Source organism: Paraburkholderia bryophila (genome assembly GCF_013409255.1).
Taxonomy (GTDB): domain Bacteria; phylum Pseudomonadota; class Gammaproteobacteria; order Burkholderiales; family Burkholderiaceae; genus Paraburkholderia.
Window position 1 is genome coordinate 1,844,419 of sequence record NZ_JACCAS010000001.1, and the last position, 11,853, is coordinate 1,856,271.

The following is an 11,853-nucleotide window of genomic DNA, read 5'->3' on the forward strand; positions in this document are numbered from 1 at the left end:
TGATTGAGTTCGTTGAGCGGTCGCGGCGGTGGGTCTGCACCGGGTGCGGCGCGCCGCCTTTCGTGGCTCGTAACCGTAGCTCGTAGCTTCGAGGCTCGTGGCTCACTCCTGGCTCAAGCCCGAGCGGTTTGCCGTCAGCCTTATGCGACATAGCTTAGGTGGCGAGCCTTAAACGGGCCTTAGTGCGGCGCGAAGTGCGCGCCGCACCACCAGCGCCGCGACGCTTATTCCGCTTCCCGCGCCGGCGCGAGAATCTCGCGATTGCCGTTCGATGACATGGACGACACCACGCCCGAGTTTTCCATCTGCTCGAGCAGGCGCGCCGCGCGGTTATAGCCGATGCGCAAATGCCGCTGCACCAGCGAGATCGACGCGCGGCGGTTTTTCAGCACGACGTCGACCGCCTGGTCGTACAACGGGTCCGACTCGCCGTCGCCCGCTCCGGTTCCGCCGGCGCCCGCCGAGCCTTCGTCGCCCTCGCCCGTTACGCCGCCTTCGAGAATGCCCTCGATATAGTTCGGCTCGCCCTGCTCCTTGAGCTTGTCGACCACGCGGTGCACTTCCTCGTCCGAGACGAACGCGCCGTGCACCCGCACCGGCATACCGCTGCCCGGCGGCAGATACAGCATGTCGCCCATGCCGAGCAGCGATTCCGCGCCCTGCTGGTCGAGAATGGTGCGCGAGTCGATCTTCGACGACACCTGGAAGGCCATGCGCGTCGGCACGTTGGCTTTGATCAGGCCGGTGATCACGTCGACCGACGGCCGTTGCGTAGCAAGAATCAAATGGATGCCGGCCGCGCGCGCCTTCTGCGCGATCCGCGCGATCAGCTCTTCGACTTTCTTGCCGACCACCATCATCAAGTCAGCCAGTTCGTCGATCACGACCACGATATTCGGCAGGCGCGAGAGCGGTTCCGGATCGTCCGGCGTGAGGCTGAACGGATTCGGCAGCTTTTCTTCGCGCTTGGCGGCTTCGTCGATCTTGTTGTTGTAGCCGGCGAGGTTACGCACGCCCAGCTTGCTCATCAGCTTGTAGCGGCGCTCCATTTCGGCGACCGCCCAGTTGAGCGCGTGACCCGCCTGGCGCATGTCCGTGACGACCGGACACAGCAGATGCGGAATGCCTTCGTAGACGCTCATTTCGAGCATCTTCGGATCGATCAGGATCATGCGGACCTGGTCGGCGCTCGCCTTGTAGAGCAGCGACAGGATCATCGCGTTGATCCCCACCGATTTGCCCGACCCGGTCGTGCCCGCCACCAGCAAGTGCGGCATCTTCGCGAGATCGGCGCACACCGGCTTGCCGCCGATGTCCTTGCCGAGCCCCATGGTGAGCGGCGACGCGGCGTCCGCATAAACCGCCGAGCCGAGAATCTCCGACAGGCTCACGGTCTGGCGACGCAGGTTCGGCAACTCCAGCGCCATGAAATTCTTGCCCGGAATGGTTTCGACCACGCGGATCGACACCAGCGACAGCGAGCGCGCCAGGTCTTTCGCGAGACCGACGATCTGGCTGCCCTTCACGCCCGTGGCCGGTTCGATTTCATAACGCGTGACGACCGGCCCGGGATACGCAGCGACCACGCTCACTTCGACGCCGAAGTCCTTGAGCTTCTTCTCGATCAGACGCGAGGTGAATTCGAGCGTGTCGGCGGAAATGGTTTCCTGCGCGACCGGCGCGGCGTCGAGCAGCGAGATGGGCGGCAAGGTGGAGTCGCCCGGCAGATCGGTGAACAACGGCACTTGCCGTTCTTTCTCGACGCGCTCCGATTTGGCCGGCGTGACGACCGGCGGCACGATCACGACCGGCTCGTGTTCCTCGATCCGCACACGGCCTTTTTCGACCTTGCCTTCGCGCTTCACGGCCGCCGCTTCGCCCAGCTTGCGATCGCGGCCAGCCTCGCGGCGCAGCTTCGCGAACGTGACGGCGGAAATGATCGACTCGCCGACCTTTTCCGACACCGACAGCCACGAGAAACGGAAATACAGCGACAAGCCGATCGCGAGCGCGATCAGCAAGGCCAGCGTGCCGCCGGTGAAACCGAGCGCATGCGAAACTCCGCGCGCCACCGCCTCGCCGATCACGCCGCCGGGCGCACGCGGCAACTGCACTTTCAGCGACCACATGCGCAGCGCCTCGATACCGTCGCAGGCGAGCAGCACGAGCATGAACGCGAACGCATCGGCGAGCCAACTGACGTCGCGCGGCTTGTCTTCCTGCTCGTCTTCGTTGCGGGTGATGCGCTTGTAGTTGGCGGAGATATGGCGGCCGAGCAGCACGATCCACCAGTAGGCGGACAGGCCGAACAGCAGCAGCAGGATGTCCGACGTCCAGGCGCCGACACGGCCCGCCCAGTTGCCGATATGGTCGACCTGAGCAGCGTGGGTCCAGCTCGGATCGCGCCGGCTGTAGCTGACGAGCGCCATGAGCAGGAACACGCCGAGCGCCACCTGCAGGATCCAGCGGATTTCGGTGAAAAGGCGCGACATGCGGTGCGGCAATGCCTGCGCGCTCGCGGAATAGGGAGCTTTTGCCATTGATCCTGTTGCGTGTGGGGCCACGTACGGCCGATTCCCGGCTGGCGCCTCGCCCAGCGCGGTTTCGGGCCCGCTCGCGGCGACCGGAAACTTCGATCCGGCCTATTGTAAACGCAGTGTCCCGCGCAAGGCTGTAAATGACGGTAACTTGGCCGATTGGCTACACCAACGCGCCGCGGCCCGCGCGGCAACCCCGCGACAACCCTATCGGCGCGATCGGAAAGCTTCATGGAGCAGCCTCGCGCCCCGCCCTTTATAATGCCGCACTAACACCCCATCTGTAGTTTCAGCTCAAGTCGCACGGCCTCGCATGGGCGAGCCGGGCGCCGTAAAAGGATTCGATCATGCCCGCTACTTCCACGAAACACGCCAAGGTTCTGATTCTCGGTTCCGGCCCTGCCGGCTACACGGCTGCGGTCTACGCGGCGCGCGCCAACCTGGCGCCGGTGCTGGTCACGGGTCTCGCCCAGGGCGGTCAGTTGATGACCACGACCGACGTCGAAAACTGGCCCGCAGATGCGCACGGCGTGCAAGGTCCGGAACTGATGACGCGCTTCCTGGAGCACGCGGAGCGCTTCAACACCGAGATCCTGTTCGACCACATCCACACGGCCAAGCTGGACGAAAAGCCGATCCGCCTGATCGGCGACTCGGGCGAATACACCTGCGACTCGCTGATCATCGCGACGGGCGCGTCGGCGCAGTACCTCGGCCTGGCGTCGGAAGAAGCGTTCATGGGCAAGGGCGTGTCGGCTTGCGCCACCTGCGACGGCTTCTTCTACAAGCAGCAGCACGTGGCCGTGATCGGCGGCGGCAATACCGCGGTCGAAGAAGCGCTCTACCTGTCCGGTATCGCGAAGAAGGTGACCGTGATCCATCGCCGCGACAAGTTCCGCGCCGAGCCGATCCTGATCGACCGTCTGCTGGCGAAAGAAAAGGAAGGCCTGGTCGAGATCAAGTGGAACCACACGCTCGACGAAGTGACCGGCGACCAGACTGGCGTCACCGGCCTGCGCATCAAGCACGCGCAAACCGGCGCAACGGAAGACATCGCGCTGCAAGGGCTGTTCGTCGCGATCGGCCACAAGCCGAACACGGACATTTTCGCCGGCCAGCTGGAGATGAAGAACGGCTACATCATCACCAAGGGTGGCCTGAACGGTTTCGCGACCGCCACCAGCGTCCCGGGCGTGTTCGCTGCCGGCGACGTGCAAGACCACGTCTATCGTCAGGCGATCACCAGCGCGGGCACCGGCTGTATGGCCGCACTCGACGCGCAACGCTACCTGGAAACCATCGACGAGATGGTCGGCGAGCATGCCATGAGCCAGGAAGCCGGACGTTGATGCACGGCGCCGGGCGGCAACGCACGGCGCAACGGTAAAATGGCGACTGGGCGTGGCCCGGCCGCCTGCCTGATAAAAGGCCGCGGCTGACAAGCCTGCGGCCTTTTTTGCGTCTGCGTCTGCGTCTGCGTCTGCGTCTGCGTCTGCGTCATGCCGCTCGTGGTCAGCGTCGCGCGATCGATCTCCTTGTCTGCGTTGTCTTCCCGATATGCCGAAAAACCAGCCTCACCCCAACGAACCGAAGCGCGCCCGCACCGCCGCCAGGCCGGCACCGGAACCCGCCGTCCCCGTCGCCCAGGCGAAGCTCGAACCGGCGGCCGGTCTTGCCGGCCTCGGCGCGCTGCGCGACGCGTTGAAGGGCGAAACGCAACGGCGCGACCGCGAGCGTGCCGCCGCCGCGGTCGCACAACGCGAAGTAACGGCCGACGCGGATCTGTTCCGCCGCGAGATCGGCGCGGTGGCGCCGTTAGCAGTACCGCCACGCGCCACGCTGCCGCGTAATCCCCCGCCGCCGCTGCCGGTGCAAACCAGGCTCGACGAAGAAGCCGTCCTGCACGAAGCGATCTCCGACGAGTTCGATCCCGAGGTGCTGCTCGAAACCGATGAAACGCTGTCGTATTGCCGTCCCGGCGTCAGTCAGGAAGTCGTGCGCAAACTGCGGCGCGGCGACTGGATCGTGCAGGCGCAAATCGACCTGCACGGTATGCGGCGTGAAGAAGCGCGCGAGGCGCTGGCCGAGTTCATCCGCGAGTCGGTGAAGCGCGGGTTGCGCTGTTTGCGCGTGATTCACGGCAAGGGTTTGGGGTCGATCGGCAAGGAGCCGGTGCTGAAGGGCAAAGTGCGTGCGTGGCTCGTGCAGAAGTCCGAGGTCATCGCGTTCTGCCAGGCGCGTCCGCACGACGGCGGCGCCGGCGCGGTGGTCGTGCTGCTGCAGCCGGGCGCTTTACCGGCGCACGCCAAATCCTGAGGCCGCCACGGTGATCCATCCGAGGCTGACGCTGGCGCTGACCCTCATGGAAGCGCTGGCGATTTTCGCGTACGCGATTTCCGGCTTCATCGAAGCGCGTACCCGCCGGCTCGACGCCGTGGGCACCTTTCTCGTGGCGATCGCCACGGCGTTCGGCGGCGGCACGTTGCGCGACGTGTTGCTGGAGCGCCGCCCGTTCTACTGGGTCGAGCATCAGGGTTATCTGATCGCGATCTTCGTGATGTCGCTGTTCGCGCCCATGCTGTTGAAGATGACCTCGCGCCTGCTGTCCGAGCGCGTGCTGCTGGTCGCGGATGCCATCGGCCTGGGCTTGTTCAGTATCGCGGGCACGTCGATCGCGCACGACGCGCAGATGCCGTGGTTCACCGCGGTGATGATGGGTGTGCTGACAGGCGTGTTCGGCGGTGTGATCCGCGACGTGCTGTGCAACGAAGTGCCGCTGATCCTGCGCGACTCGCGGCCTTATGCGACCTGCGCGTTCGTGGGTTGCTGGCTGTATGTGCTGCTGGACTATGCGAACGTCGATACCGTGTACAGCGTGTTGATCGCTACGGCTTTTATCCTGCTCGCCCGGCTGTTGACGTTCAGGTTCAACGTACGTTTGCCGCACTGACGGCGACGGCGTTAGTCGGGCGCATTCGCCCTATCGAACGCTGCATCGAGCGCCGTACCGCCCGCGAATGCGAACGCAAACGCAAACGCGGACGACACAGCGCCCTTCACGCTTACTTATTGGTGGCCAGCGCGCCCGCGCTCTTCGAGCCGCCGAACAGCGCCGTCAGATAGGCGGAGTTGTTATTCATCGTCGCCATCAGCGTGTTCAGCGCGGTGAACTGGCTCTGATACTGCTTGGTCAGTTGCGTCGCGTAGTCGGCGAGCTTGGACTGCTGCGCGGTGACACTCTTCAGATCGGCGTTCAACGCGCTGTTGCGCGCGTCGATAATGCCGCCGGTCCGGGTGAACTCCGTGATGCTCCTGTTCAGCTTCGCGCCGAGCCCGTCGGTCGTGTTGAACAGTTGCGCCACGCGCGCCGGCGCGGTGCTGAGCGCCGAGCTCAGCTTCGCGCTGTCGATCACCAGCGTGCCGTCCGCCGGATCGCCCTTCAGCGTGATGCCGAGATGCGCGAGGCTCACCGTCGAAGTGCCCTTACCCACCCCGCCGCCGATAATCGACGCCAGCGAATTCTTGATGGTCTGCAGCGTCGAGTCGCCCAGCAGCGCGCCGCCGGTCTTCGACGTTTTGTCGTACGAGGACAGTTTGTTGACCGTCGTGACGACCGTGTTGTACAGGTTCGCGAAATTCGTGATCGCGGTGTTCTGCGCGGTGGTGTCCGGTGCGATGGTCAGCGTCTGCGTGGTGCCGATCGCGTCGCGCGACAGATTCAGCGATACGCCCGAGATCGCGTCGGTCACGGCGTTGGTCGCGCTGCGCGCGTCGATCCCGCCGATGGTGAGCAGCGCGTCCTGCGCGGCTTCGCTCTGACGCCAGGCCTTGGTGCTGTCCGACGAGACAAACGTGGACGCCGCGCCATCCGCGCCGGGCGTCGATTTGACGCCGAGCGCCGCCAGGCCCGCATCGTTCTGCACGTTGCTGGTGGTGACGTCGATCGTATTGGCTGCGCCGGTGGTGGCCGCGCGCAGCACGAGGTGCGCGCCGCCCGTGCCGGTCACGATCGTGGCGGTGACGCCCGGGTTGTTGCTCGCCTTGTTGATCGCGTCGGCGATGCCGCCGAGCGTGTTGTTCTTGCTGTCGACCGCGATGTCCATCGACTTGCCGCCGACCGCGATGCTCAACGTGCCGGTGCCCAGTGGCGTGGTCGCGCCGAACGCGGCGGACGCCAGGCTCTGCGACGTGGCGATCTGCTTGACCTCGACGGCGTAGCTGCCGGGCACGGCGCCGACGCCCGCTTTCGGGTCGAGTCCTTTACCGCTGGCCGTGGCCGCGAAGGTCGACAGCGTGGTGCCGTCCGACAGATTCTTGATCGCCGCCTGCAGCGCGCTCAGCGCCGACGTCAACGCGCCGTACGCGGACAGCGTGGTGTTGTCGGTGGTTTGCCGGGCTTGCAACGCCGCCGACTGACCCGCCGTCTTCGCATTCACCAGCGCCGACACGAGGCTCGCCACGTCCATGGACGAATTGCCGGTCGAGCCGCTGATGATGGATTGCGCCGCCTGCTGCACCTGGTTGCGTGCGTTGGACGTCGCCTGATTGACGGACGTGTTGTTGATCGTTGACATGCCATGGCTCCGTGCGTCGAGTGGTTCGTGATCTCTGGTGTGACGCCCCGGGCCTGTTCAGTTGCGCCATCTATCCGGTCACATCGGCGTCGCTTACATTTTTTTCAAATGTTACACCATATTTCTTGAACCGAATGTGACGATTTGTCGGAAATAAGCTAGCTAGATGTAATTTTGATTTGTAGAAACGAGATATTTGAGCGCTTTGCGCTCAAAAAAGACGTGATGCGATGCAACACCACTTTTGGAGGGAACAGCGACACCCGACGTCTGGCGCGTCCCGGGTGTTTGAAGCCGGCGGGGCGCCGCTGCCAGATCGCAGCGCGCCCCACCGTGACTACGTCAGCTCGTATTACTGCAGGAGCTTCAGAACTTGCTGCGGGTTCGAGTTAGCTTGCGCCAACACCGAGATGCCCGCTTGTTGCAGCACTTGCGCCTTGCTCAGGTTCGCCGTTTCTTGTGCGAAGTTGGCGTCCGTGATTTGCGACTGTGCCGACGACAGATCGGTCGACTCAGCTTGCTGCGACGTGGCGATTGCCGTGAAACGGTTTTGCGCGGCGCCCAGCGATGCTTGCAGGTTGTTGACCGTAGCCAGTGCGTTGTCGATCGACACCATGGCCTGGTTCGCGCCCGTCACGGTGCTGATGTTCAGGTTCGACACCGTCGGCGGCGTGTTGATCGCGTTGATCTGCGCCACGGCCGAAGCCTGAGCCGCCGAACCAGCGCCTGCGGTCGTCGTTGCCGCGCCCTGGAGTGCCAGCGCCGTGCCTTGCGTACCCGTACCCGCCGTAGCGCCCGAGCCGAGGATCGCGGCTGCGACGGTTTGGCCGATCGCCTGGTTGTTCTGGTCGGTGAAGTTGTAGCCGCCCTTGCCGTCCGACAACACGTTGATCGCCGTGATAGCCGGGCTCGCCGCCGACGTGTAAACACCGGCTGCGTCCGTGCTGACCGCCACCGTGCCGACCGTTTGACCGGTTTGCACCAGGCCGCCGCCGACCTTGGCTGCCGACATCGACTGGCTCAGGTTCAGGCTGATGGTCTGGCCAACGTTCGCGCCGACCTGGAACGTCACGTTACCTGCCGAGCCGTCCAGAATGTTCGTGCCGTTGTACGTGGTTTGCGACGCGATACGGTTCACTTCCGAGATCTGCGCCGACACTTCCTTCTGCAGCGCAGCCTGGTCGCTCGTCGACAGCGTGCCGGTCGATGCCTGCACAGCCAGTTGGCGAATACGTTGCAGGCTGGAGGTCAGCGACGACAGTGCGCTCGATGCCGTTTGAATCATCGACACGCCGTCGTTGGCGTTCGACACGCCCTGGTTCAGGCCGTTGATCTGCGTCGTCATACGCGTCGAGATCGCCAGACCTGCTGCGTCGTCGGCCGCGCTGTTGATGCGCTTGCCCGAAGACAGACGCGTAATGGCTTGCGAGAGGGCGCTTTGCGAGCCGTTCAGGTTCTGTTGCGCAACCAGCGAGTTGATATTGCTATTGATTCCGAGCATGGAAGATCTCTCAAATAAGCATTGGATTTTTTACCGACATCGGCAACGGCGGAATCATTCAATTGATGTCTACCGCATCACCAATGACGGCCTGGGCCAACGAAACTTGAGACATTTATCGAAAATTGACTTAAATAAGTTTTGTCGATATTTGTCAAGTCCCATTTATTCCATTTGCGATCCTAATTAACTAGCGCAATTTTGCCCGCCCGGCTTATCCCTGCTGGCTTCGCGAGCCCATGCCCCGGCTCGCGAAGAAAAACCCTTTGACGATAAACACTTATCGCTTTGCGCGACTGTCGCGCAAAGTTTATCAATACGCCATTTGCAACAACGTCGCGATGGTTTAAAGGTTCATTAATGTCTGATCGACGGTCTTTTGCGTCTTGATCGTCTGCGCGTTCGCCTGATAGTTGCGTTGCGCGGTAATCAGCTTGACCAGTTCGCTGGTCAGATCGACGTTCGAGTTTTCCACCGCGCCGCCCTGCAGCACGCCGTGGTTCGTCGAACCCGGCGCCGAAATCTGCGCGACTCCCGATTGCGAAGTCTGCTGGAACTCGTTGTTACCGAGGTTCACCAGGCCGTTCTGATTCGAGAAGTTCGCGAGCACGATCTGGCCGAGCGCGGCGGTTTGCTGGTTCGAGTAATTGCCGGTGAGCGTGCCGTCGGCGGCAATCGTGAAGCTCGTCAGCGTGCCGGCGGCATAGCCGTCGGGTTGCAGCGTGTTCACGCCGTTCTTGCCGCCGTACTGCGTCGTGCCGCCGATGTTCAGCGTCAGGTTCTGCGGCGTCGACGAACCGTCCGTGGTCGGCACGCCGAAGTTGAACACGAACGGCGTGGTGGTGGCGACGCCGCTCTTGTCCGTCGTGCCGAGCAGCGTGCCCGACGAGTTGAAATTCGCGTGGCCGATCAGTTGCGCCGCGCCGCTCGACGGCCCCGCGTAGACATTCCACGCGCCGGCCGCCGTCTTGGCGAAGTACATGTTGACCGTCTGCGAGCCGCCCAGCGAGTCGTAGACCGTCGTGCTGGTCGAGTAGTTATACGTCGTCGAGCTGTTCTGGTTGAACGCGATCGGCGTCGGGGCGATCGTGTAGCTGTCGTTCGTGGCCGGCAGACCGTTGAACGTGATGGTCTGACCGTTGCCGAGCGGAATCGCCGTACCGGCCGTGTACGTGCCGGTGGTCGACGTGCCGAGCGTGTTGTCGGTCACCGTGTAGGCGGTCGCGCTCGTGAACTTGACGGTGTAGTTGTCGTTGTTCGTGCCGGAAGCCGGGTGCGTGATGGTCGCGCCTGGCGTGGTGAGCGTGCCGGTGTTCGCGCCGGGTGTGACGGTCGGCGTACCGAGCATCAGCTTGTCCTGCGCGTTCAGGTTCAGGCCGGCGACGATCTTCGTGGTCGCCTGCGGCGCGATGTTCGCGGTCGGCACGCTGAGCGGCACGGTTTGCGCGGTGTTGACGACACCCGCGGCGTTCGCACCGAAGCCCATCAGTTTCAGGCCTTGCGCGTTGGTGATGAAGCCGTTCTTGTCGAGCTGGAACACGCCGTTGCGCGAGTACACCGCCGTCCCGTTGTTCGACAACTGGAAGAACCCGTTGCCGTTGATCGCGACGTTGAGCGCCTGGTTGGTGCTGTTGATCGTGCCTTGCGAGAATTGCTGCTGCACTTCGGCGAGCCGGGTGCCGATGCCAACCTGATTGCCCACCGCGGTCGCCACCGAATTGGCGTACATGTCGGCGAATTGCGCGGAACCGCTCTTGAAGCCGACCGTATGCGAGTTGGCGACGTTATTGCCGATCACGTCGAGATTCTGCGACGCGGCCGTCACCCCACTCAAACCTTGCTGGTATCCCATCGTGGTCTCCGTTCTGGAAAATCGTAATTTCGGTGGTGTTGTTCTGAAGAGCGATGCGGCGCCGTGATGTCGGCACCTGGCAATATCAGGCGCTCGTCGAGTCGCCGGACACGCTATCGGGAAGAGGATTGACGGCCGGTTGCGATGCCGCGGTGTTCGCATTCGCCAGCGCCGACGCCGCCACAAGGCTTGAAACGAGGCTCGACACGTTCATCGCCGCGCTGCCGGTCGAGCCGCTAATAGCGAATGGCGCCGCCGGCTGTATCGGGTTCTGCACACTGGCGGTCGCAGTGCTGACCGACGTGGTGGTGATCGATGACATGCAAAGGCTCCGTGCGCCGAGTTATTCGCTGTTTTTGGTGTGACGCCCCGAGCCCGCTGAACTGGGCCATTTATTCGCCACACCCGCATCCTTACAATTGTTTCAAATGTTACGCTATATTTCTCAAAAACATTGTGAAGATTTGTCGTAGGAATGCGGCGGCGCAACCCTGTGTGCGGTTTTTACGCAGCGGTCGCGCGCCACGATGACGACCTCGGCGCGCTATCCGCGCATGTCGATTTCCGCTGTTATCGTTCGTCGTCGGGTAAACGGCCCCTACGGCCGTCGTTGCGCCACAACAGCGCCCCCAGCAACCGCCCACGGTGACCACGATGACCCTGAAGCTTTATGCCCATCCCTTCTCTTCCTACTGCCAGAAGGTCCTGACCGCGCTCTACGAAAACGGCACGCCGTTCGAACTGCGCAAACTGGCGCACGACGACCCGCAAGTCATGGCCGAATTCGCCGCGCTCTGGCCGATCAAGCGCTTTCCGTTGCTGGTCGACGGCAGCCGGACCGTGATGGAGGCGACCGTCATCATCGAGTACCTCGGGTTGGTGTATCCCGGGCCGGTGCGGCTGCTGCCAGCCGCCCCGCTCGCCGCGCTGGAAGTGCGCGCTATGGATCGCTTCTTCGACAATTACATCTCGACGCCGCAGCAGAAAATCGTGTTCGACAGCATGCGGCCGGAAGCGGACCGCGACCCGCTCGGCGTCGCCGATGCGCGCGCCATGCTCGACACCGCGTACGGCTGGTTGAACGACGTGATGGCGGAGCGCGAATGGGCCGCCGGCGACCACTTCAGCCTTGCCGATTGCGGCGCCGCGCCGTTCCTGTTCTACGCCGACTGGACGCACCGCATCGGGCCCGCGTATCCGCACGTGCTGGCGTACCGCAAGCGCCTGCTGGCGCGTCCGTCGTTCGCGCGCGCGGTCGACGAAGCGCGGCCGTACCGCTCGTACTTTCCGCTCGGCGCGCCCGACCGCGATTAATCGGACACCCGCCGTCCACCGCACGCCGGCGGCCCCATGCACGAGGCCGCCGGACCGCCGCGCGCGCGCATCCCT

The 11,853-nt window shown here is 63.8% G+C and carries 9 protein-coding genes; 5 read left to right on the top strand and 4 right to left on the bottom strand.

Going from position 1 to position 11,853, the window contains the following annotated elements; translation table 11 throughout:
- Positions 1-224: 224 nt before the first annotated feature.
- Positions 225-2,540, bottom strand: coding sequence for a DNA translocase FtsK (locus GGD40_RS08265; protein ID WP_179706385.1), 2,316 nt, complete (start codon positions 2,538-2,540; stop codon positions 225-227).
- Positions 2,541-2,884: 344 nt separating this feature from the next.
- Here GGD40_RS08265 and trxB point away from each other — a divergent pair, with 344 nt between their 5' ends.
- The 3 genes from trxB (at position 2,885) to GGD40_RS08280 (ending at position 5,487) form a co-directional block, all read left to right on the top strand.
- Positions 2,885-3,886: a thioredoxin-disulfide reductase gene (gene trxB, locus GGD40_RS08270; RefSeq protein WP_179706387.1), complete on the top strand. Its 1,002-nt coding sequence runs from the start codon at positions 2,885-2,887 to the stop codon at positions 3,884-3,886.
- 208 nt (positions 3,887-4,094) lie between these two features.
- Positions 4,095-4,853: a Smr/MutS family protein gene (locus tag GGD40_RS08275; RefSeq protein WP_179706389.1), complete on the top strand. Its 759-nt coding sequence runs from the start codon at positions 4,095-4,097 to the stop codon at positions 4,851-4,853.
- Between the two features lie 13 nt (positions 4,854-4,866).
- A complete protein-coding gene (locus tag GGD40_RS08280) occupies positions 4,867-5,487 on the top strand; it encodes a trimeric intracellular cation channel family protein (RefSeq protein ID WP_111930925.1) in 621 nt (206 codons plus the stop codon).
- 112 nt (positions 5,488-5,599) lie between these two features.
- On the opposite strand, the gene fliD is transcribed toward GGD40_RS08280, so the two are convergent.
- From fliD to GGD40_RS08295, 3 genes are all read right to left on the bottom strand, one after another.
- Positions 5,600-7,111 (bottom strand): flagellar filament capping protein FliD, encoded by a 1,512-nt coding sequence (fliD, locus tag GGD40_RS08285; protein WP_179743331.1) that lies wholly within the window; start codon positions 7,109-7,111, stop codon positions 5,600-5,602.
- Positions 7,112-7,463: 352 nt separating this feature from the next.
- A complete protein-coding gene (locus GGD40_RS08290; protein WP_179743332.1) occupies positions 7,464-8,612 on the bottom strand; it encodes a flagellin in 1,149 nt (382 codons plus the stop codon).
- 346 nt (positions 8,613-8,958) lie between these two features.
- Positions 8,959-10,464 carry a flagellar hook protein FlgE gene (locus GGD40_RS08295; RefSeq protein ID WP_179706391.1) on the bottom strand — a complete coding sequence of 502 codons (1,506 nt, stop codon included), beginning with the start codon at positions 10,462-10,464 and terminating at the stop codon, positions 8,959-8,961.
- A gap of 53 nt (positions 10,465-10,517) precedes the next feature.
- On the opposite strand from GGD40_RS08295, the gene GGD40_RS36645 reads away from it, so the two are divergent.
- Positions 10,518-10,829 carry a hypothetical protein gene (locus tag GGD40_RS36645; RefSeq protein WP_184000851.1) on the top strand — a complete coding sequence of 104 codons (312 nt, stop codon included), beginning with the start codon at positions 10,518-10,520 and terminating at the stop codon, positions 10,827-10,829.
- Positions 10,830-11,118: 289 nt separating this feature from the next.
- On the top strand, positions 11,119-11,778 hold the full coding sequence (locus tag GGD40_RS08305) for a glutathione S-transferase family protein (RefSeq protein ID WP_179743334.1): 660 nt from the start codon (positions 11,119-11,121) through the stop codon (positions 11,776-11,778).
- The last annotated feature ends 75 nt before the right edge of the window (positions 11,779-11,853 follow it).